General features: G+C 59.7%; 14 protein-coding genes and 3 pseudogenes. 7 read left to right on the top strand and 10 right to left on the bottom strand.

Annotation, left to right across the window (positions count from 1 at the left end; translation table 11 throughout):
• The 3 genes and pseudogenes from ACEWPL_RS18195 to ACEWPL_RS18185 form a co-directional block, all read left to right on the top strand.
• Positions 1-1,384, top strand: a 1,384-nt coding sequence (locus tag ACEWPL_RS18195; RefSeq protein ID WP_420744380.1) for a hypothetical protein, incomplete at its 5' end; no start/stop codon positions are given.
• Positions 1,381-2,925, top strand: coding sequence for a hypothetical protein (locus ACEWPL_RS18190; RefSeq protein WP_393930892.1), 1,545 nt, complete (start codon positions 1,381-1,383; stop codon positions 2,923-2,925). The genes ACEWPL_RS18195 and ACEWPL_RS18190, both read left to right, overlap by 4 nt.
• A gap of 124 nt (positions 2,926-3,049) precedes the next feature.
• A pseudogene (locus tag ACEWPL_RS18185) lies at positions 3,050-3,660 on the top strand (transposase); the annotation flags it as partial.
• An 864-nt stretch (positions 3,661-4,524) separates the two neighbouring features.
• Here the strand turns inward: ACEWPL_RS18185 and ACEWPL_RS18180 are convergent.
• Entirely contained in the window at positions 4,525-5,985 is a 1,461-nt protein-coding gene (locus ACEWPL_RS18180; protein ID WP_393934203.1) for a hypothetical protein, read from the bottom strand.
• Positions 5,986-6,541: 556 nt separating this feature from the next.
• The gene (locus tag ACEWPL_RS18175) at positions 6,542-7,045 is read right to left on the bottom strand and encodes a DUF6647 family protein (protein WP_393934202.1); all 504 of its coding nucleotides are present in this window, start codon (positions 7,043-7,045) and stop codon (positions 6,542-6,544) included.
• A 123-nt stretch (positions 7,046-7,168) separates the two neighbouring features.
• Between ACEWPL_RS18175 and ACEWPL_RS18170 the strand changes: the two genes are divergently transcribed.
• A complete protein-coding gene (locus tag ACEWPL_RS18170) occupies positions 7,169-8,410 on the top strand; it encodes a winged helix-turn-helix domain-containing protein (RefSeq protein ID WP_393934201.1) in 1,242 nt (413 codons plus the stop codon).
• A 6-nt stretch (positions 8,411-8,416) separates the two neighbouring features.
• Here ACEWPL_RS18170 and ACEWPL_RS18165 read toward each other — a convergent pair whose 3' ends face one another.
• Complete coding sequence (locus ACEWPL_RS18165; RefSeq protein WP_420744379.1) at positions 8,417-9,403, bottom strand: TRAP transporter substrate-binding protein; 987 nt, start codon at positions 9,401-9,403, stop codon at positions 8,417-8,419.
• A 225-nt stretch (positions 9,404-9,628) separates the two neighbouring features.
• On the bottom strand, positions 9,629-10,204 hold the full coding sequence (locus ACEWPL_RS18160) for a hypothetical protein (RefSeq protein WP_393934199.1): 576 nt from the start codon (positions 10,202-10,204) through the stop codon (positions 9,629-9,631).
• A gap of 86 nt (positions 10,205-10,290) precedes the next feature.
• On the opposite strand from ACEWPL_RS18160, the gene ACEWPL_RS18155 reads away from it, so the two are divergent.
• Positions 10,291-11,211: a LysR substrate-binding domain-containing protein gene (locus tag ACEWPL_RS18155; RefSeq protein ID WP_393934198.1), complete on the top strand. Its 921-nt coding sequence runs from the start codon at positions 10,291-10,293 to the stop codon at positions 11,209-11,211.
• On the opposite strand, the gene ACEWPL_RS18150 is transcribed toward ACEWPL_RS18155, so the two are convergent.
• Both ACEWPL_RS18150 and ACEWPL_RS18145 read right to left on the bottom strand, forming a co-directional pair.
• Positions 11,201-11,500 (bottom strand): hypothetical protein, encoded by a 300-nt coding sequence (locus ACEWPL_RS18150; RefSeq protein ID WP_393934197.1) that lies wholly within the window; start codon positions 11,498-11,500, stop codon positions 11,201-11,203. The genes ACEWPL_RS18155 and ACEWPL_RS18150 overlap by 11 nt on opposite strands.
• Before the next feature lie 18 nt (positions 11,501-11,518).
• Positions 11,519-12,070, bottom strand: a complete 552-nt coding sequence (locus tag ACEWPL_RS18145) for a 2OG-Fe(II) oxygenase (RefSeq protein ID WP_393934196.1) — start codon at positions 12,068-12,070, stop codon at positions 11,519-11,521.
• A 421-nt stretch (positions 12,071-12,491) separates the two neighbouring features.
• Between ACEWPL_RS18145 and ACEWPL_RS18140 the strand changes: the two genes are divergently transcribed.
• On the top strand, positions 12,492-13,127 hold the full coding sequence (locus ACEWPL_RS18140) for a sulfotransferase family protein (RefSeq protein ID WP_393934195.1): 636 nt from the start codon (positions 12,492-12,494) through the stop codon (positions 13,125-13,127).
• 190 nt (positions 13,128-13,317) lie between these two features.
• Here the strand turns inward: ACEWPL_RS18140 and ACEWPL_RS18135 are convergent, their stop codons facing one another.
• The 3 genes from ACEWPL_RS18135 to ACEWPL_RS18125 all read right to left on the bottom strand — a co-directional run bounded on the left by ACEWPL_RS18135 (position 13,318) and on the right by ACEWPL_RS18125 (position 20,723).
• On the bottom strand, positions 13,318-18,462 hold the full coding sequence (locus ACEWPL_RS18135) for a RecQ family ATP-dependent DNA helicase (protein ID WP_393934194.1): 5,145 nt from the start codon (positions 18,460-18,462) through the stop codon (positions 13,318-13,320).
• A gap of 115 nt (positions 18,463-18,577) precedes the next feature.
• Complete coding sequence (locus ACEWPL_RS18130) at positions 18,578-19,396, bottom strand: HNH endonuclease (RefSeq protein ID WP_393934193.1); 819 nt, start codon at positions 19,394-19,396, stop codon at positions 18,578-18,580.
• A 292-nt stretch (positions 19,397-19,688) separates the two neighbouring features.
• Positions 19,689-20,723: an IS110 family RNA-guided transposase gene (locus ACEWPL_RS18125; protein ID WP_393934192.1), complete on the bottom strand. Its 1,035-nt coding sequence runs from the start codon at positions 20,721-20,723 to the stop codon at positions 19,689-19,691.
• A 152-nt stretch (positions 20,724-20,875) separates the two neighbouring features.
• Between ACEWPL_RS18125 and ACEWPL_RS18120 the strand changes: the two are divergent.
• Positions 20,876-21,661: pseudogene (locus ACEWPL_RS18120) on the top strand (IS3 family transposase); the annotation flags it as partial.
• 234 nt (positions 21,662-21,895) lie between these two features.
• Here the strand turns inward: ACEWPL_RS18120 and ACEWPL_RS18115 are convergent.
• Positions 21,896-22,135 (bottom strand): annotated as a pseudogene (locus ACEWPL_RS18115) (IS110 family transposase); the annotation flags it as partial.

Here is a 22,135-nt window from a genome sequence, read left to right as displayed (position 1 = left end):
CGGAAATCGCCAACGCCGCTCGCGTTTTGGGGAATTTTCAAACGGCGGTTTTGGGGAGATTACGTCCGGCGGTTACAGGCGCATCGACACTGCGCTCCCGTCATTTCTCGACGCGGAGGCGCAGACATGGGTTCGGGGCGCCACAGTCGTCTATCACGAAGAGATGCTCACCGAAGAAGCACGGTGCGCAACGGCAAAGGAATACTCGGAGAGTTGCAAGGCCGTCTACATCGCGTCCTTGCGCACTTACATGCGCGCTGTCCAAAACGACTGCGACCTCACAGCCGTCAACGGGCTGACGGCCCTGTTTCGGCCCGACCTGATCGAGAAAACGCTTACCCGTCTTTGCAAGAAATCCGGCACCTCGGACGGTCTCGCCCCGCGAACACTATTCTCCTACGCGCTCATCCTGAAACGGACACTAGCCGCCCAGGGCCTCGCGGAGGAGGCCTCTAAAGTCGAACAACTCATAAAGGCGCTACCGGTGCTCATCCAGGGGCAATCGGCTAGCAAGATGATGTCCCCGAAGGTAGAGACTTGGTGCCGAAACCTTCTAAACGACCCAGTTGCCACGGAACTCTTCGAGAGCCAGCATTTCTCCTACGCAGAACGGGCGCTCTCGGCGTTGGAATTAGCTGATCTCGAAGGCATCGACCTTCTCGCCTACAGCAGGTCGCCGGACACGCAACCTCTCTCCCTGGACCGGTCAAGGCTTGCGGCAGAGCTCCTGCGGCAAGCCAGGATGTATGGCGTCTGCGCAGCCGTTGCAGCGATCGAGCTCGAGGGCGCTCCGTTCCGCAAATCCAATGTGATCTCGGACCTGCGGCTCTCCGGCCACCCACAAACCTTCTTCGATCATCGAGACGACAAGACACGGCCTCGTCTGGAAATTCACATTCCAAATGAGCTTCTGAAGAATGGGGACGCAATGACGCGGCGCAACCAGCATCTCCCCCGCTTTGTCTTTGACAGGGATGGGCTCGGTGCCGACGGCTACCGCATCCTGTCCTTTTATCTCGCCCGCATACGCCCCCTATTCGGCGGCGCGGACCTCTCGGATCACGTTTTCCCGGCGCTCGAGGCCGAGCCCCGGTCTTTGGTGATCTCGACCTTCGATGGCTGGTTAACAGAATGCTCCACGAAGATCGGCCTGCCCCTCCTGCCTCACAACTTCCGGCACGGGATCTGCACGATCGAGATCTTCCATGATCCAACCTGCTACCCGGAGCTCGAAACATTGACCGGGGACACCGAGGCCACGCTGCGACAGCACTACGCGTTCATCGACCGAGAAAGGCAGAGCCGAAGCTTGCAACAGAAACGCTACGAGCGTCGTGCTCAAAGAACGTCGGTCTCCCCACATGACGAGAGTTTGTCAGCATGAATATCCACGAAATCCTGGCCCAACCGGTCTGGAAGCGCCTCGCGCAACTGCCCGGTTTCGCGGACTTGTCCGTCCCTTCGATTGAGGCCGCCAACGAGTTCTTCGGGTTCATCGTCGCGCATAATCTCTCCGCTCCAAAAGTCGGCGATATCCAGAACTGGCTCGGCGACTGCCCGGAGCCCGAACGATCGCTCCGGATTGACCATCTTCAGGAGGTTTTCGCGGTCTGCCAGCCCTCGTTTCTAAAGGCGATCCGAGAAGCGCGTCAACCCGCGTCCCCCAAACAAAAGACGAATGCGACAGACAAAGCCACGGGCAATCGGACATCCGGAACCCGCGATGACAATTTTTGCGTGCTTCGGCCTGCCTACGAGTCGCGGGATTGGGATCCCATCGCCCCACCGACACGACGCCCGCCGAGACCACGGGATGTTTCGGTGTCGCCAGATAGTCTCCCCTTGGAGTATCAGAGCGAATTGCGCCGCGCAGCCGACGGGCTTCCCGGGCAAGAGGCGGACATGCAGGTTCCAGCGCGCAGCATGGTTCTTCGGATGAGGGAGAAGCTCTGCCAGTACGTCTTTTCCGCCAGGCAGCGTGACCTCGCCGACGAGCTCACCTTGGCGGGAATAGACGAATACCTCGCGGACTTGAAAGCACGCCTTCTGCCGAGGCCTCAGGGACTGCGATGGGCGACCATGCGCGTCACGGTCGACGCGCTCTTGCTGTTTGCAAGATACAACGGCGCATTGTCCGAGATCACGCGGCATCTCGGCGATTATCGTCGGGATTATGAAACGCGGGAAGCCGGGCAGCGCGCCCTAAAATTCTTCGCCCTGGCGCGCACCGGGAATTCGACAGACCGGATCCTCGACATGGCAGAGGCTCTCCTTGCCGGCATTGAGGCCGAGGAGCGTCCTTGGAAGCGGCACCAAATGCGCAACGGAGCGGCCATCCTTGCGATCTTCGCTAATGCGCCCCTTCGAAATGCCTCCGCCCAACTGGCATTCGGTGTCTCCTTGTTCTGGGAGCGCGACGAGTGGGTGATCCGGACCGAAATTCAAAAGACGCAGACCCGGCGCCCGGAGATCTTCAAGTTCCCACTGCATCTCGAGGCCGGTCGTTTCATCGACTCACTCATCCTCGGGGATGCGTCGCCGGCCATGCTTCCCAAGCTTCGGGAAAAACTGATCCGCCAAAGACGACAACTCTTCGTCCTGCCCGACGGCTCCCCGGCCGCCGCGACATACGTCCCGCGCATTTTTCGTGCACTCACTGGCAACAGCTTCACCACGCTTCGCGTCATGAACTACTCGGATGCCATTGCCCATCATGGTGTTGCCGGTATCGAGCTCGCAAAACCGGCCGCACATCACATAAGCACCAAGATCGTGAAAAAGCACTATATCGCGGAGCAGGTCGCGGAAATTCACGCGAACAATATCCGAAGCCGAAGAAGTCGGCGAATGGCCGACATACGTTCCGAGGGCCATCATAATCTCATCGCAGCTCTTGAAAGATACGGCGAGAACGAACCACAGTAACCTGTCTTTCGTGGAACTCGCACCTAGCGTCATGTCCGATGTCTGACGTCAGCACCCGTGGGACAGATTTGCGTAATTGAACAACGGAGGATTTCTGGTTCATCGTAACCTTCATGGAGTGAAGATGAACAAGAAATCCGGAACGTCTAAGGACGCAGCTGACAAGCTGGTCAAGAACATCCGCCGCAAGACCCCTCAGACCTATTCGGCTGAGGAGAAGATCCGCATCGTCTTGGCGGGTCTGCGAGGCGAAGAGAGCATTTCCGTGCTCTGTCGCCGTGAAGGCATCGCCGAAAGCCTGTATTACAGCTGGTCTAAGGAATTCCTTGAGGCTGGCAAGCGGCGATTGTCCGGCGACACGGCCCGGCAGGCAACGTCGCCAGAAGTCAAAGAACTGCGCTCGGAGTCACTTGCCCTGAAGGAATGCGTGGCAGACCTGACCCTTGAGAACCGTCTGCTCAAAAAAAGCATGACAGGGGCTGGGGAGGCCGAGGAATGAGGTATCCCGCATCCGAGAAGCTGGAAATCATCCGAACGGTTGAAGGCTCACATCTACCGGCCAAGCAGACCCTCGACATGCTGGGCATCCCGCGCGCGACCTTCTACCGTTGGTATGATCGTTATGTCGACGGCGGCCTTGATGCCCTGGCGGACCATGCACCCCGTCCAGGATCTGTTTGGAACCGTATTCCACAGGATCGGCGCGATGATTTGATCGAGTTCGCGCTGGATGAGAACGGCGGTGCGAAAGTCTGCCACGGTAGCGGCGGGATGAGCCGACGAGCAGCTTCGCATGGAGACGCCTCGTTCCGCCTGCGGCATGCGTGCTGGTCGAATGCAGCGTCAGCCCCGTCTTCGACTGGAAGGTGGTTGCGCTGAAGTCATGCTCCCCGGTTTCGGCCACCAAGGCGCTTGCCGGAGACCCGAGGCTTTCTCGCATCTGTTCAAGTCCGCGTAGGTCGTCGTCCCAATAAGGAGAGACAGCGACCAGTCGATCGATCACATCATCCCCGATGAAGGAGACGAATGCCTCCCCTACCCCGGCCTCTTCAGTCTCCGTGATGAAGGATACCCGCTGGCCATCGATCTCTACCTCTACGGCCGCGGTGACTGCCAAGAGCCACGGTGTCTTTGCCCGAGCCCTGCCAAGAACGTCCTTCATCGCCCGGTCCCGGGGGTCTGCGTGGCGCTCGAAGTATTCCAGCGCGGCGGCCAGTAGCGGTGCCGCACGCATGTCTTCCGACGTTACGAGGATCTCGCTCACCGCCTCCATGTTCCCCACCAGGCCGGCCCCTGTGAGGTTGGCGGAGCCGATCAATAGCGAGGCGCCTTCGCGTCCCAGCCTCAGGGCAATCTTAGGGTGGAAGGCCCCGGACACGTTTCTTTTCGCCAAGTGATAGGCGGTGCCGGCGCGCGGTGCCGGTGCCGCCTCGGATAGTGTCCTGTTCAGCATGTTCTGATCGGCGATGATGCCGATGTTCCGGCACCCGCGGCTGCGCATCCCGATCAGGATCACGTTCTCGAAGACAGTCGGGTCGAAGCTGAACGTCGTCAACAGTGCCGAGTGATATCCCTCGGCGCGGAATACCTGATCATACCTCATACGGCCTCAAGATAATCACGGCCGCGGTCAGTGAATCGCCCCTTGGACAGCAGCCCAACGTCGTCGAGGAATTTGATGGCCGTGGAGAGCCTCGGTCCGCTGGGGTTCGCGTCTATGAGGGAGCGCGCCCTTAGACGCGCATGCTCGAGCTCCACGAGGTAGGTATAGCTCCCCTGGAGGCGGAACTTGCGGGCAGCGACCTCGAGGTGCCGGCGCAGCACCCGCTCGTATATGAGCTGACCCATGGCTTTCGAGGCAGGCTCGTGGCGCCTGTGCTCGATCCAGGTCAGTTCCGTGACACAGGTCTGATGGCCTGGCCTCGTGGGCAGGCTGCCCTCGAGTTCATCAATACGCCCTCGCCACTCCGCCCATAGGCGGGCGATCGGCGCCATGATCGCCCCCAGAGATGCGCCCTCGGCGCGGCCTGCGTCCTGTAGGTCGTGCAGGCTATGGTTCGAAGCAGAGAGCTGATCGAGCCATTCTCCGAGGTGCATATCCGGAACATCGCTGATGATGTCCCCTATGAGTTCTGGCACGAACAGGCCTTCGGACGCATCCTCGAGGCCAAGAATGGCATGGTTCATCAGGTTCTCATAGGAGACACGCAGCATGTCGCCGACCTGGTAGTGCTGCCAAGCCGCATGGGCTTCTGCGTGGTCCCCGTCCGGAGGGTGATCCATCCACCACCACCGCAACATGTTTTCACTGACGGGCTGACTGTCTGTCTTTCTGGCGATTTCCAGGATGGCCAGGAGAGAAGCTCTCCGAGCAAGGCCGGTCTCCAATCCGTCTTCTCCCATAAGGATTTCTCTGAGCAAGCGCGCTTCCTCCCCGTCTTGATCAATCGCGCTGGGCGCCATCGGGAGCATCGTGGCAAGTTCAGCGCGACTCACTTGCCCAGCCTTCGCAATCTCGAAGAACCGTTCCGGAGCGATGGGGAGTGCCGCCGCGTATGCATCGGCGAGACGCTCTCCGTCCTTGGTTGGCACCGGCATGTCGTGCCGGGCAGCTCGGGCCAGAAGTCCGATCTCGCGCATCTGGCCGAAGTAGGTGCCCTGGAAATCTCCGGCCGGCGGGCCGAGGTAGCGCCGATCGGCCGGCGTCTCGAAGCTCGTCTCGAAGCGGAAGTCGAGGATGTCATCGTCCTCGGCCAGCTTGTTTAAGGCAAAGCGCGCGCCGGCGATGCCGGTTTCCCTTTCCCACTGTGCTGACGCCAGGGCGTAAAGGGCTTCAACTCGCCGGGTGTGCTCGTGGAAGGCCTTCTTAGAGGTGATCTTCGTCGTTCGCGCGTTCCGCGTGATCCACCAGGCATGGAAAGCATAGTTCCGCATTCTGGTGGTGATCGAACTGAAGCCCGGAAGGAGAGACTGGTAGAAGGCCTCTACCGGAGCAAGCATAGCCAAGTGATCCAGTCCCGAGGATGCGCCTATCTCGGTCCACTCTGCCTGCCCGTACATATTCTATCCTTGCCGCATTCCGTGGTGTCATCCTACGTGTAGCAACGCTCTCGTGGAATAGCTGACAGGATAAACTGGCAAGATTTCGATTAGGTACTATTTTTTCGCATAAAGCACGGGAGACTTTCCCATCGGGAGTTATCCAAGTTTTCCGTCCTTCCTGTGTGAGGCAGCGCCAACGCGACCGGCCCAGACCTGACATTCGTTAGACCTTGCGGTGTTGCGATGCGGTGCCTGGTTCCGGACGTTCGCTGAGTTCGCGAAAAGAAGTCGCGGATGAACTGGTGCGGCGCTGAGCAAATTGGGCCTTCGGCGTTTATAGCCGGAATAATCACCATTCGCCCCAACGCCTTCGCCGCAGACTTTGCTCCACGTCGCACATTCTGTGGGATGGTCTCTTGGCGGTGCATATTGGCCCGGCGCCGGCCAGCTCAGCGCCTGAGATAAGGCGTTACCCCGCCTTTCGGAAGCAGCTTGTTAGGGCCGGCGCGAAGTGCAGCGCCGCGCCGGTTCAGCGGACACGCTAGCTGAACTTTTAGCTGCAACGCGAGCCATTTCAGTGTGTGCAGACGGTGCCGACCAGAAGCGTTGCCGCGTCGATGCCGAAGGCGCTTTCCAGAGTTTCACCGAACAGGCCGAGCCAGTCGTCCTGAGCACGGTAGGCGAGCACCTCTCGCTCGGCCGCGCACGCAAACCGCATGTCGGAGACTGATTGGAGATGATGGACCATCTCGTGTACGAGGACGGAAATTTCCGCCGGGGTACTGCCGGTCCAGCTGTCCGATAGGTAGATGGTGCGACCACGGTCGTCATAGACGGCGACGACTTCACCGGGGCGAACATCCGTCCCGATGCCATAACGCATAGCGACTAATTCGGCGTCCGGAACGGTGGCAAGCGCCGGGGAGTCTGAGGGGGCGGCGAGATCGAAATTGGCGACCAGCCATAGCACGACGGTATCTAGCAGCGATGGTGCGTCGCGCTGCGTAGCAGAGGCCGCCGGGGCTGCGGCAGCTATGCACAAGGCGATGGCGGCAGAACTTTTGCACAAGAAGTTCACGGTAATCCTCCTTGATTGACTGGGTCCCGTCGTCCCGCAAGCGAGGTCGCAAGTCATGAAAATGCGCTGAAAAAACCGTGGAAATGTGTTACAAATTCTGAATGTGCGTTCTGGAGTCTTTGGATGAACACCCCATCGACCATTCGTTTCAGCGGCTTCGTTCTGAACCGAGCCCGAGGCTGTCTCGAAGATGCCGAGGGCGCAGAACGGGCATTGCGGCCGAAGTCTTACCGGCTGCTTGAGGTGTTGCTGGAACGGCGCGGCCAGTTGCTGAGCAAGGACGAGCTTGTCCGCGAAGTGTGGCCGGACGTATTTGTCTCGGACGATTCACTCGCGCACTGCATAAGCGACATCCGGCGGACACTTGGTCCCGAAGGTGCCGGGGTGCTGCGCACTGTGCCGCGCCGAGGTTACATGCTGCTGGCCGAGGACGCGGTCCCTGGGATTACGCGCCCGCAACACGGCATGGTCAAGCATCTATGGGCGGGAGGCATTGCTGCGGCCCTCCTTATGGCCTCTGCCGGCCACTGGTGGGCGGTGATCAGTAATGCGGGAGGCTCCACTTACCTCGCGGCGTCCACGGAATTGTCCCCGGAGTTGCGGGCGCAGTCGTTGCTGGACGCACGCACCTGGCGAAGTCGGGAGAACAACGACAAGGCGCGCGCGCTGCTGGAGGCAATTGTTGCGAAGACCCCGGACAACGCCGACGCCTGGGCGAGCCTTGGGCTCACGTATTGGCTCGAAGTTTGGCATCTTGCATGGGGCGGTGGCCGACGGGAGATGGTGCAGGCGCTGGAGATGGTGGAGCGCGCCATCGAGATCGGCGGCAGCGCCCGGTCGCACAGGCTGCTGGCCGAGATGCGGCTGCTCGCGCCATTTCCAGACATGCGCTCTCCTATCGATGCAATGGCCAACGCACAGGCGGCCGTGGCGATCGATTCCACGGATGCCGACAACCTGGCCGTGCTGGCGCGGGTGTTTGCAATGACCGGACGCGCAGCGGACGCCGTTCGCATGATCGAGCAGGCCCGGCGGCTCGACCCGGAGGCGCCCGACTGGTATCGAGAGGTCGCGGGCCTCAGCTATCTGCTTAACGGCGAACCCGCGCGTGCTGCCGAGGAATTTGGGCCGCTGAATGGCGCGGGAACCTTCGTCAACGCGCGGTGGTGGCCGGGCTGGCTGCTGGCGTCGAGCTTGGCGCATGCCGGGCGCATCAACGAAGCGACCGCTGTCGTCCGCGCCGCCCAGGGGCGACGGCCGGCGCAGAGTATCGCGAGTGTTGCGCAATCGCTTGAAGGTTTCGCTGACCCGTCGAACCTCGGTGTCGTTCTCGACGGGCTCAGGATGGCCGGGGTTCCGGATTGAGCGGGCTTAATCGGCGTAGGCGCGCATATGCCAATCGTCGTAACCGTCACGAAACCGCAAATAGCCTTGCCAGGCATCGGCAATAAGCGGGTCGCGCGCGGTATCCTCCGCGATCACCTCGTCCCAAGCTTGCCTCAGCGCGACAAGGGCCGCCTCCGGCCAGGAATGAAACTCGACCCCCGCAGCGCGAAATCGCGCAAGGGCATCAATCTGCTGCACGACGGCCTGGGAAGCGGTCCACGCCAAGGTTTCATTGCACGCCGCAGTGACCGCCGCCTTGTGCTGATTGGACAGGGCCGCCCAGCTGTCTTCGGGCATTAGAATTTCCAACGGCGTGGATGGTTGCTGCCATCCGGGAAAATAGAGATGCCCCGTTACATCCGCCACCCCAAGATCGGCATCAATCGAAGGCAGCGAGAATTCGGCTGCGTCGATCAGTCCGGCCTCGAACGCCGGGCGGATCTCGCCTGCGGGCAACTCATAGGGCACGGCACCCAATTTATGCAGAACGCGCGCACCATAGCCGAAGCTGCGCATTGCCAGGCCGTCCAAATCTTCTGGCCCGTCGAGCGGGGTGACAAACCAGCCGCCGCCCTCTGAAGGAAGCGCGCCACAGTAAAGGCTCTTCAGCCCATGGCGGGCATAGATCGCGTCCAGCGCCTCGGCGCCGCCGCCCGCCCGCATCCACGCGGTGAAGCCCGCCGGATCGGGCCCAAAGGGAAATCCGCCAAAGATCGTGAGTGCCGGATCCTCGCGGTGGTGGTGGCCCGCCGAGCCCCAGACCGCATCGACGAGTCCGGCATCGAGCGCGCCGAACGTATCCTGGTCGAGCATCATCCGGTCATGCGCCGAGATAACGAAACTGCCGCCGGAGAGCTGCTCAACCCGCCTTGCGAAGTAATCAGCTGACTCGCCGAACAGCTTCGGGTGAAGCAGGCTGTTCATCCGCCAATTCAGGACGTCTTCCTGACTGCTAACCGGACCGGCGACCAAGCCGCTGGCAAGGGCGAGAGCGGCAAAGGCCGCTATTACACTGTTTGAAACCAAGGCGTTGGCACCTCCGGGCGATTGTCAGACCGATGCGAGTCTCATTTCCTGACGATAGCATAGTGCAATGGCGGTCCCGTCCCTAGCTTCTCGCCTTGTCTGTCGGCACAAGCCGTTACCAAACGGTTCGCGTACAAGGAGTGCCGTGGCGTCGTCAGAATTGTGCTCGCCTCAGTTCACCTTGGCGATGTCACAGACCAGAGCCGTCGCCGGTGTATCTCTTCGATTGTAGACCCAGTGAACGGTGTCCTCATTCTCAGGAAAGGTGCCGAGGGTTGCGGCCTCAAACGTCTTTTCGCCATTGGGCTGGCCCTCGACCCAAGCGCCGTCGATCACGGTGACGATCCCTGGGCGGTCTTCGTGACTATGTTCCGCGATCTGACCATCTGGCGCAATTTCGATGGCACGCATACGCATCGTATATCCTTCAAGCCCGATAGTTGCTTGCAGCGTCTCCGCAGACAGTTCGGCCAGCATATCCACTGAAAGTCCGACATGCTTCTTGGGGCCAGACATTGTCGCCAGAACGGGGCCGGCAGCAACTACGACGGCGCCAGCAGCTAGACCGAGCATAAATGTGGTGAACGGTTGTTTGTATGGCTTCAGGTCCATGATGTTCTCCCTCACAATCAAGAAATTAATGGTGAGAGATACAGTAGCAGCGTGAGGCTTTTGCTCCGAGTGGGCCTTTTTCAGCCTGCGTTGAATAAATTTCATTACCCATGATGAACGGGCGCCGGGCAGCATTTTGCCGCGTTCCATCACTATGATATAAACATCTCGTGGGGTCCGAGGCTTCAAGCTTCGGTTCAATAGGAAAGGCATGCACTGGTTTGGGACGCAAACTTCCACCGTTTGCCGCTGTCCGCGCATTCGAGGCTGTGGCCCGGCATCTGAACGTCGGTGCTGCTGCGGAAGAGTTGTGTTTGAGCCCGTCTGCCGTCAGTCATCAACTTCGCGCATTGGAAGACTATTTGGATACCGCCCTGTTCGAGCGTCGACGCAACCGGCTGTCCCTGACCCTGACCGGTCGGGCCTACGCGGGAAAGATGACGACACTTCTCGATGCCTTTGACGAGTCAACACGGTCGATACGCGAGGCCGGTCACCGGCCGTTCCGCGTCCTCTGCACACCTGGCTTCGCCGCAAGATGGCTGGTTCCGAGGCTGAACCGGCTGAGTTTTGGTGACAGGGTACGGCTGCGTGTTTCTGATGGCGCGCCTTCGCTCGATTTTGCCTCGAACGACGCCGATCTCGTCATTCAATGGGCCAATGCGCCCGAAAAAGGTGTCGTGACCGAGCCCCTGATGCAGTCAGCGCGCTTTCCTGTCATCAGTCCAAAGCTGAAGGTAGAAGAAGCGGTGAGATCGCCCGACGACCTTTGCCGGATGACTCTCATGCATGATGAAACAATGGACGGATGGGAGACTTGGTTTCAGTCAGCAGGCATTGCGCCACCGGTGTTCCCTCGGGGTCCGACTTTTCCCAATTGCGAATTGGCCACGACCGCGGCGGAACGCAGCCAGGGCGTATCGCTCGCCTATGACGCAATTGTGCGATCTACCCTGGCAGAAGGCCGGCTCGTCCGCCTGTTCGATACCGTGATCATGCCGTTCGTCATCTACTCAGTGGCTTACCCAGAGGCACGGGCCAAGGATCCTATGATACGCGAATTTTCAGACTGGATACATGACGAGGTCGCGCAAGATGGCGTTGCCGCAACCGCTGGAGATGTTGACGGTCTTACGCGATAGCTTGCGCATTCTGACCGTATTTTGGGGAGACGACCTCATTGGCTTTCGCCTGCTGACCAGACCTTCTTGCTTGGCCCGGCGAATGGGCGGTTTCCGCCCTGACGGTCGGATCGTCGCTACCGGCCCAGAGCTGCCATACGCGGTGTCCGGCCACTCCGCAGCGCAGATTCACCGAACCGGCCATTTGCTGCGCCAGCGAGATAAACGCGTTGCTCAGGGTCGATAGAGCGGGACGAAGTGAGCTTTCGCGGCGGCTGCGCCAATGGCTTCTTTCAAGCTCGTTAAGCACATCGTCCGTCCGCCCTCTTCATCGGAACGCGGGCCCGTGCGCCCAGACGGTCAGTGATTGGCGCATGCCGCTGCGCACCGGTGTCACCTGATGCAGCGTAAAGCTGGGGAACACAGTCACACAGCCCTGCGCCCGACTGGCCTCCAGCACCTGCGCACCGGGCATCACCTGAAGCGTTCCGCCTTCATAGTCGCCCTGCGGCGACAGTTGCAGCACCAGCGTCAGCTTGCGCTTGGCCGAAACTGGCCCACCGCCAATGTCCGAATGCCACACAAAGTGCCCCGCAGCGCTGGCACGGTAGATCGCCACCTGGGGGCTTTCCTCAAATGCGGTCAGATCAAAATAAAAGTGATCGCGGTTCGCCACCCGCACCAGATCAATCAGCCGGTCCATCACCCAACCCAGCCCGTCAATTTCGTCGGTCCACACCAGATCGGCACTGCGCATGTTATGGCCACGGTTGCGTCCGACCAGCAGCGCCGGATCGGTGGGGGCTTGGGAAATGGCGGCCATGATCGCATCGCATTCCCCGACGGTGAAGGCCTCCGGCATCGCATAGATAGACAGCATTATTGGGCCTTTCGGACAAGGACACTCCGGCACCGAGCCGCCCGTAGGGGGTGCAAATGACCGGTCACGTGACATACCATCGCGCCGCACCCTTGTCTGAAAATTCAATCGCCCGATGCTGTGGGGCAGGCGAAATCCTGCGTGTTTGGGGGCTTTGCTCTGTGTGGGACGTCACACGGTTTGGGCGCGGCGCAGCGCAGGTTTCGGATTCTATCAGCGGGCTGCGTCACGCAATATTGGGCCAAACTTCAAGCATTTCTGACCAAAGCCGGACCTTGAGCGCGACATGGGGCGAAGTCAGGTGAGCGGGACTAAACAGACGTTCAGACTCCACCAATCGGCCGAAGGTCGCGCGATGAACAGCGTAGACAGGATTTGATTTAGCGGAAAGACTAGTCGGATTGGTGTGGGGGGCGATCGCATGTCACTTGAAGTAATTGGCTCGGGGTTCGGAAGGACCGGAACAAAATCACTGAAAGCCGCTTTGGAACGGCTAGGCTACGGACAGTGTCATCATATGCACGAGATCGCAGAGAACCCGGGACAAGTGGTTCATTGGCAGAGGCTTGCGGCTGGCGGAAGTGTCAATTGGGAAACGGTTTTTGCTGGATACAGATCTCAAGTAGATTGGCCGGGCGCTCATGTCTGGCGCGAGCTCGCCGAGTCTTTTCCAGACGCAAAGGTCGTCCATACAGTACGCCCCGAAGAGAAATGGTGGGCCAGCTTCGAAAAAACGATTGGGAAGCTGATGGCCCGGTATGAGGAACTGCCGCTGCCGCCACATATTCGCGACATTCTCGTGGCCTGGAACGATCTGGTAGGAAAAGGCACTTTCGGCGGTGTCCTTGACGACAAGGAAAGCGGGTTGGCCGCGTATCGCAAAAGAACAGACGAAGTGCGCGAGGCGTTGCCCGCTGACCGGCTACTTGTCTTCGATGTGGCGGAAGGATGGGAGCCGCTCTGTGGTTTCCTTGGGGCCGAGGTTCCCGATGAACCATTTCCTCACCACAACCTGCGTGATGATTTTTGGGAAGTTCTTGGCGGAGAACCATCGTAAAATCAAATCACGTGTGCCAAGACCCTGACCGGTAGACTGCTATCTCGCGTCGAGGGGAAGGGTCTGCTCAGTGCTCTAAGCCGACCTGCGGCGGCGCAGCATGCATCCTGAGGACCCTGCCAGTCTGATCGCCATGGACGGCCCTAAGCGGTCATTTATCGTAAGTGCAGAGAACGACCGCTTAACCGCACTAATTGCCGTACTGATCCTTACTGACAACCCTTTCAGCCCCCTTGCCCTCTTCAAAAACCAGTTCAGGCACAACGACTTCCCACCTAGCGCGTTTCAGCAAGTGATGAAAACGCTCGTCGGCATCCTGTTTGCGCCAATGAATGATGGCCGCGATCTCACCGGTGACGAATTTCGAGCGGGTCGGTGGTGCGAACGCTTTTGACATCCGCCCGAGGGCCCGCCCCCGAGCATCCTCGATCTGCCAGCGATCCCCGACCTGGGAGAGCCTGACCGGCGCGCCGACCTCTGCTTCGGCGATCGCAGCATGAACAATGTGCCGATCACCTTGGCGTCCTGCGAATGACAGGTCGACCATCTTCATTTCGGGCGATTGAAAGAACCGGCGCGGGCCGGGGACCGTCGCCAAGTCGGGCACCACATGCCGCGTGATCACGGAGGGCGACTCGTTGGGAAGGTATTCGTGATTGTCGTTGCTCATGACGACCAAATTGCGCCGCGCACGTGTCATGGCGACGTAGAACAATCGCCTCGGCGCGTCCTGATCTTCGTTTCGCGAGGGACGTTCCCAGCCGCCATCCATGATCACGACATCGTCGAATTCGAGGCCCTTGGCGCGGTGCGCCGTCAACAATTTGAGGCCGCGCTGCTCGCCCCATGAATCCTTCGACCATTCCGCAAACCATTCGATGACGTCAGGGGGCGGTAGCGCCTTTCCGTCAGCTTCGCGCGCAAGCTGGCCGAGTCCCTCCCCGATCCGGTCAGTCCAACGGCTGGCGGGTATCGCGTTCAGGGTTTCGGTCAGATCGTCTAAGCTGACCATGGCCCCGCGCATTTCGCGAAGACCGGCGATAAACCCCTGCATCTCACGAGTACGCCACAAGCTGGGCAAGTTCTCGTTCGCCATTTCGACAGGAATTCCATGCGCCTCGGCAAAGTCGCGGACCGGCAAAAGCTTGCGCCAATCACGAGAAATGATGGCCGCGCCCTTCCAGCTCCAATCCGGAATCAGTTTGGACAGGCGGAGCATCTCGCCAACCGCCGCAAGCGCCTGAGCGTCATTCCCTGCCGGGCAACCCAAAATCTGGACCCGTCCCTGTGCAACCGGATCGAGGCTTTCCATGAGCCCTCCGGCCGGGCCCCTTTGCCGCGATTGATCGACGGTAATACCATGCCCTGTTTTCATACGTTCCCGAGATCCTTCGATCACCGCGTTCGCTGCACTGATGATGTGCTTCGACGAGCGGTAATTGTCGGTCAGAAAGATCGGCCTGGCTGAATAATCCTGTTCAAATTGCCGGATGTGTCGCACCGATGCACCGGCAAAGGCATAGATGTTCTGGTCGTCATCGCCGACGGCGAAGAGGCTGATCCGTTGATCCGGATCGTCGATGCTGCGCCCCGCCACAGCCGCGATCAAGGCGTATTCCTCGGGCCCCACGTCCTGATATTCATCCACGAGAATCCAGCGAAACCCCTGAATCAAGGTCTCTCGCAAGGCTTCGGCCTCGACCTTGTCCAGACCGTCGCCACGCAAGAGACGTGCCGCATCGGTCAGAAGCGTCTTGAAATCGGGCTCATCCGCTCCTGCCCGTCCGGCGAAACTCGCGCCAACCAGCCGCATGGCCAGGGCATGGATGGTCAGGACCGTCACGAAGCGAGCATCCTCGCCAATCAGTAGACGCAAGCGCTCCCGAATCTCGGCGGCCGCATGACGATTGTAGGCGAGCACCAATATACCGTTTGGATCTTCGCGCTTGATCCTGACCAGATAGGCGACACGATGGACGAGCACCCGTGTCTTGCCCGATCCCGGCCCCGCAAGCACAAGCACATTGGTCTGTTCGCGGTCGTCACGCACGATCTGCTCTTGTGTCGTATTTCCCAGATTGTCGACGATCTCGGCATAGGACCGGGGTGTCGCCTGACGTCTGAACTCCGACATTTTCCCCGACATCCACGCTTTCATGAAGTCGGACTGATCCAATGCGAAATAGTCATACGCAAGCCGCTGCGCCTGATCGATATCGTCGATGCCTTTGCTCGCATAGGCGGCCATCACGTGGGTCTGGACGGTCTGTTCGATGTAGTGATCTTCCAGCGGCGCAAAATGCTGAGCGGTAAAGCTGCCTCCTTTTGGATTGATGTGCAACGTCATGGCCGAGCGGAATATGGACAATCCCTTACCCAGAGTTACGACCTGCTGCTCATGCAGCCACAAAAGCGCGCGGTCCATCAGCTTCGACGGGTCATTCACTGACGCACGCAAGAGCGCGTCGCTGTTGATTGCAGCAAGAAGGTCGCCAAGCGTGGTCTCGACAGGAATGTCTTTACCCTGCAGGCCGGCCTGAACCTTGTCGATCAAGTATGACACCAAACGTTCCGCCGCCTGCCGGCGCAGCTGAGCGGTCTGCTCGATGACCGCCCAAGATCTTTGCAGTCGCACCATGAGACTGCCTTTGGAGGCCTTGCGCAGGCCGATATTGCCTTTGCCGCCATCCATGTCGCGGCCATCCTGCGAAATCCCGCGGAGCAGCCCCTCGACAATATCGGGCCGCACGGAGGCGTGTCCCTGCTCTCGCAGGGCCTGCGCCACCAAGGCCAGATGACACGGCCAAGCCTCGCCGATCTCCGCGTCTGGCGCTTGCTCTCTCAGGGTCGCGATCAGGTCGGCTTCAAGGCGGGATGCAGCCTCGAACCGTTTCGGGGAGGCATTCTTGATACGCACATGCACGAAGATTGTGATGTTTGTATCATCCTTTGCGATCCCCAGGGCCTCGAGATCCGCCAAGGCCTTGCGCACGCCCGACACCGTGAGCCCACTGACCCCGCAAAGCTCGTCCGTGGTGATGCCCTCTTCCTGCGGCGCGTTAATGATATGCTGCACGATGACGGCCAGATCCTCACGCCGCCGCTGGGTGATCTCGGCGGAGGCAAGGATCTCGCGGACCTCCTGCATGCTCCTTATCCGGAGCGAAGCGGGAAACACCTGCACCCGGTTTTCTTCGCGGTTCAGAAGGTGCGCCTCTTCCAGCCAGGCGACGGCCGTTTTTATCCGCGTATCATCGGTATTGCTGTCACGCTGGAAATCCCGGTCTTTCTCCTCGTGGACAATCTCACCCGGCGTAGCAACGATCTCACCGCCTTTTCCGGTCCTCGCATCAAGGCGCCGAAGCGCTTTCAAGATCGCACCGATTTCGTGCCGCGCAAGCCGTGACCGCGCGCTGAGGCTGAACTGACGATCGACGTCTTCAGTGTTATAGAGAAGGACGCAATTTGCAGGCTCGCGGTCCCGTCCGGCGCGCCCTGCCTCCTGCAGGTAGTTTTCCAGCGACCCCGGCACGTCCCCGTGAACCACCAGACGGATGTCCGGCTTGTCGACCCCCATACCAAAAGCGTTGGTGGCCGCGATAACGCGCAGATTGCCGACACGGAAATCCTCCTGGATCTCACGTTTGTCATCGGCGCTGAGGCCGGCATGATACCGTTCGGCAGCGATGCCCTGTTGTTTCAAGAACTCCGCCACGCGCTCGGTAGCGTTTCGGGTCGCGCAATAGACGACCGCCCCAGAGACACCCTCACGCGGAAGCTGCGCTTCGATCGTGTCGAGGATATCCGTCATCTTGGTTGCCCGCTGCGTTGGCAATACTTGGAAACTCAGGTTCGACCGCGATGCGCCACCGTCGATCAACGCCAGTTCGGCCCCCAATCGCTCTCTGAAGTGGCTGCGAATGTCCTGCACCACGTCCGGTTTCGCCGTTGCGGTCAAGCAAAGCACCGGAGCCGGTTCGTCGTCTGAGCTTTCCTTGATAAACCGCGAAACGTAGCGATAGTCGGGTCGGAAATCGTGCCCCCATTTGGACACGCAGTGCGCCTCATCCAGCACCCACAGCCCCACCTCGCGCTGTGCCAGAGCGGACCGGACTGTTGTGCTGCGCAGTTGCTCGGGCGAGATCAACAGGATCGCGGCATCCCCAAGCCGCACCTTGTCGAGCGCATCTTGACGCTCGGGCAAGGACAATAGCCCGTTAATCGTAACCGCCGAGGAAATTCCGGCCCGCGCCAAGCCCTGAACCTGGTCTGCCATCAGCGCCACGAGCGGCGATATAACGACGGTCAAGGCCCCGGTCTTGTCGAACCGAGACAGCGCGGGGATTTGATAGCAGATGGATTTGCCCGTGCCCGTCGGCAGGATACCCAGCAGGTGGTCGCCTTCCATGGCCGTCGCCACGATCTTTTCCTGAAGCGGGCGCCCGTCCTCGTCGACCGGTTCCGGGCGGAAACTTGGAAAACCGAACCAGCGTTCGAGGGCGCGGGTGGGATCGTTGTGCTCTGCGCAATAGTCACAGTGCGGATCACGACAGTTCGTGTCCCTCAGGTCTTTGACGAGCCGTGCTGCGTCCCGGAACTGCGCCCGCACCCAGGGCGGCATGACAGAATCCCCGCCAGCCACCGAAATCCAGGCAAGAGCATATGCCATCGGCCAGCCCAGCCGAGTGTCCGAGAGCCGCTCGAGCACGGCCTCCACCTGGGCGCCGCAGGCTGCCTCTTTTAGCAGCGCCCGAATAGCCCCGTGAGCTTCCTCTTCCGTCGGGTTGTACGCCCCACGCACATCGTTGAACAACCGATCAAACCCGTCGCTACCGGGCCCTCGGCAGCAAAGCCAGTGATAGGCCAGCATCATCTCTGGCGACGACGTGTTCAGCGATGAAAAGGCGTCGATCTGGTTGCGAAGGACTTCGAACACAAGACGCGCGTCCAACTCGGGATCGTTGACGTGACCACTTTGAAGCCGCCCATCGTGGTAGTGTTTGACCAGACGGTGATAGGGATTGCGCGGAAACGCCAAAGGGTTGAGCCACAGCGTGTCGATCGGTCCGTCCGCGAGCTTTGCGAAGCGCGGCGACACCGCCATGAGATGCGGCAAGTCGTGGCGCATGACATTGTGCCCGATGACATGCGCGAACCCAGCGCAGAACAAGTTGAGCTTTTCAAGTGCGGCCCTCGGATCCCCTTTCCGGTGAACGATCCCCCTTCCTTCACCTTCCGGCACGGCTGCGAAAGCGAAGATCCGGGCTTTTTGGGGATCGACCTCCAGATCAATCGACAGACAGCGCGACAAAATTTCGGATTGATCCCGCGGCATTTGGATACCTTTATTGGTCGGCGGATCAGCCTTTGGATTTTCAGGCTGCTGTGGTCGACCGCGGGCTAGGGCTTTCGATATGCCTCGGGAAATTATGTTTTTCATATTGGCAGGTTTATTCCCAAGTAGCGAGATCTTCAGAAGCCATTTGACCAAAGATGTTCTCTCGATGCCATGCCAGATTTGCCGGGTGCGGCCAGTTTCTCTCGTCTTCGGGCATCCAGATTTTTCCATCCGGACGTAAAAGCCGGTCAACGACGTCGCCCGGAACTTTGTTGCGCGAAACGAGGATTGTCTCGTCGTCATCGGCGACCGAGATCAGCCCACGATCGAACATCCAATGCAATGTGCCTGACAGAGCCAGCCCGTTCCTTACGGAGTCGCTGCCGTTATGTTCGACGGGGCGGGTATGGGCTGCTTGCACCTCCGGGCGCCCTCCGCCGTTTCTGAGCATTAGCCCGGACATGGCACAGCGGTAGTCGTAAGCCTCGCGCACCTTCCGGCGGAACGCGACGTCCCGGTATGGGCGCCGTGTGAGACGTTCCAGGACCGGGCGCTCGAAGATCGCCGCCTTCTCGGCCACCTCCGCACCCTTTGGATCGTATCGTGATGCCTCTTGCCTCTCGAGGTCTTCAGGAAGCCCTAGTCGCACAATCCGAGCGAAATCCTCATCCGGGAGACGCCGCACCGCGAGCTGCACGGCCCCACCTTTCTTCGGCGTTCCATCTGGTTCCGTGAGAGCCTGTTCCAATGGACTGCCGTTGATCAGCCTTGGAACTTCAGTATCGAGCGGCAGGAAGCTGCCCGGTTCGACGATGGCGAGGAACCGACCCTCAAATCCGGGCTTCGGGATCACATGCTCGATCTTCGCAACCGCGAAATACCCACGTGGCCCAGCTTTCACTGGCTCATAGTAAATGACCCAGTCGCCCACGGCTTCTTGGACAGCTCTGAGATAGCTGCGCGGAAAGTGGAGTGCCCCCACTGAAGTTCTCTAATCGCATTGGTCAAGTCGTTTGATTTATGCCTTGGCGTGCGCCGGGTTCATGGTTCTCTCCGCGGTCGATCTCGACGGATCGCCGCATGTTGGCGTCGGATGGTCGGATCGACCCAAGTGGTCCTCGCACTTGCTTCATTGTGCAGTGCATTCAGAGGGACGGTCTGATCCGCGCCATACGTCCCGGCGGGGACGCGTCCGTTGGCTTAGTCGAACAATTTATCCCTGATCATGCTGCCGACTGGGTCCAGCGGAATGGCGTGTTGGTTTTCCACATTGCGTGAAGAACCACGGCAAGTTTTCGGGCAACCGCGATGCGCGCCTTTTTGAAGCCGGACACTTTTGCCAACTTCATACCCCAGATCTTCAAGGACGAAGATCGCAAGTTGCGCGTCAGCAAGGTTGTTGCCGCCTCATAGAGATGCTTTCGCACCATCTTGTCGCCCTGCTTCGAGATGCGTCCATTTCTGCTGGTTTCACCGGATTCGTATCGTCTTGGCGTCAGCCCGAGATACGCGCCGACACTTGATGACCTTTTGAAGCGTGAGGCGTCATCGAATGCCGACACAACTGACAGCGCGGTAATGATTCCCACACCGGGCGCAGTCATAAACAGCCGGGCAGTTGGGTTCGCTCTGGCGATCGCCGCAAGCCGTGTGTCCAGAACCTTGATTTGATCGCATACGGACGCTCGGGCCTTCATCAAGGTTTCCGCAATAATCCGCATTTCTGGCGCCGCTTCCAATTCACCACAAATGATCTCATGGGCGCGCCCCGTGAAGCCGCCCACGCGCTTGCCAAACAGAACTCCAAATGTCCGCAGAAGGCCACGGAGCTCGTTTTCGATCTTTACCCGGATGCGCACCAGCGTTTCACGCGCTGTAAGCAACGAACGGACCTGATAGCAGTCATGGCTCTTGATCCGCACTTGTTTGAACCAACCGACGCGCATGATCTGAGCCAAACCGGCCGCGTCGTTTCGATCCGTTTTGACAGGCCGCATCTTCAAGGCTGCATTGGCGTGGCGGGCATCGATACATAGGACAGGCAGTTGACGTGCCGCCAACTCGTTCCACAGCCAGACAGCAAGAGGGCCTGTCTCAAGACCAACACGTGATAGGTTGGGTGCTTTGTCTTTCAGAAAGTTTGTGATCCCGTCGGGACACGTCGCAATCGTCGTCTCTGCAATAATGGTGCCATCGTCATCAACAACGCAGATGGCCGTCGTCTCCTGCGAGACATCCAGGGCGGCAAAGCATGGCATGACAGTTCTCCTTTTCATCTGAGCATTGGACAATCAGTTTCCGTTTGATCAGTTTGAAGCAGGGGGCCTTGGTCGAAAAGAAGCGCCACCCGCGATTACGCTAAGTCGTCCACCAACTGGGATAATATTATCCCATTTCAGGAGGACCAGAGATGGCTGGAAAGAGAGACAAACCCGAAGAGATCGTGCTGAAGCTTCGGCAGGTTGAAGTGTTGCAAGGGCAAGGCAGTTCGATCGCTGATGCGGTTCGCCAGATTGGCGTGACGCAGCAGACCTATTATCGATGGCGCAAAGAATATGGTGGCATGAGCCGTGATCAGCTCAAACGGCTGAAGGAGCTGGAGACAGAGAATACCCGGCTCAGACGAGCCGTGTCGGATCTGACGCTGGACAAGATGATCCTGGCCGAGGCCGCAAGGGGAAACTTTTAAGCCCTTCCCGCCGCAGACAGTGCATTCACATTGGGTCAGCATCGCTCGACGCAGCGCAAGGTGCCCTGTGGTCTACCGGACGAAGCCCGGCTGACCGAGGACATCACCGCGTTGGCCGAAGAGTTTGGCCGCTATGGATATCGCATGATCACTGGGCTGCTGAACAACAGCGGCTGGCATGTAAATCACAAGCGCGTTGAACGGATCTGGCGGCAGGAAGGGCTTAAAGTCCCACAAAAGCAGCCCAAGAAAGGCCGACTTTGGCTGAATGATGGTTCCTGCGTCCGGCTGCGGCCGGAGCGCCCGAACCATGTCTGGTCCTATGACTTTGTCCAGGACCGAACCCACGACGGGCGGGTCTTCCGCACGCTGAATATCATCGATGAGTTCACGAAGGAGGCGCTGGTGATCCGGGTCAAACGCAGGCTCAATTCAACGGATGTGGTCGACGCATTGACGGATCTGTTCATCATGCGCGGTCCGCCGGAATACATAAGGTCGGACAACGTCCTATGTCGGGAACTTTTGGCTGTTTAGGTCAGCAGGTCATGGGGCATCCGGCGAACCGGATGCCCTGTAATCGTTGCCCAGACGGGATCTGCCGTCAAGAAATGATCTCTTCCATAGCAAACACAGGGTACGCGCGATGGCGGCCCTCACCGTCCTCAATACGAGATCCCAAATCCCAAGCAGAAGACCCGAACATTATCTACGAGGTCAGCGAACTGCCTCCACGGCTCATCAGAGAGAGGTCCTTCCGCCTGGGCTCACCCCCTCGAAGAAGGGGCGATAGGGTGCGCCGTGTTTGACGACGGCGTGTACGGTGCGCGCCATCTTGGCCGCGATTGCGGTGTAAGCCTTGCGGCGCAGATGGGCATTGTGTCGATCCTTGGAAATGTAGCGTTCGAACTTGTCCCGGAAGCTGTTGGTTCTCTTGAGAACGGCGGTTTGGCCGGCCATCCAGAGAGTGCGCCGCAACCG

Origin of the sequence: Roseovarius roseus, assembly GCF_043355935.2 — a bacterium.
Taxonomy (GTDB): domain Bacteria; phylum Pseudomonadota; class Alphaproteobacteria; order Rhodobacterales; family Rhodobacteraceae; genus Roseovarius; species Roseovarius roseus.
This window is presented reverse-complemented; position numbering and strand designations above follow the sequence as displayed.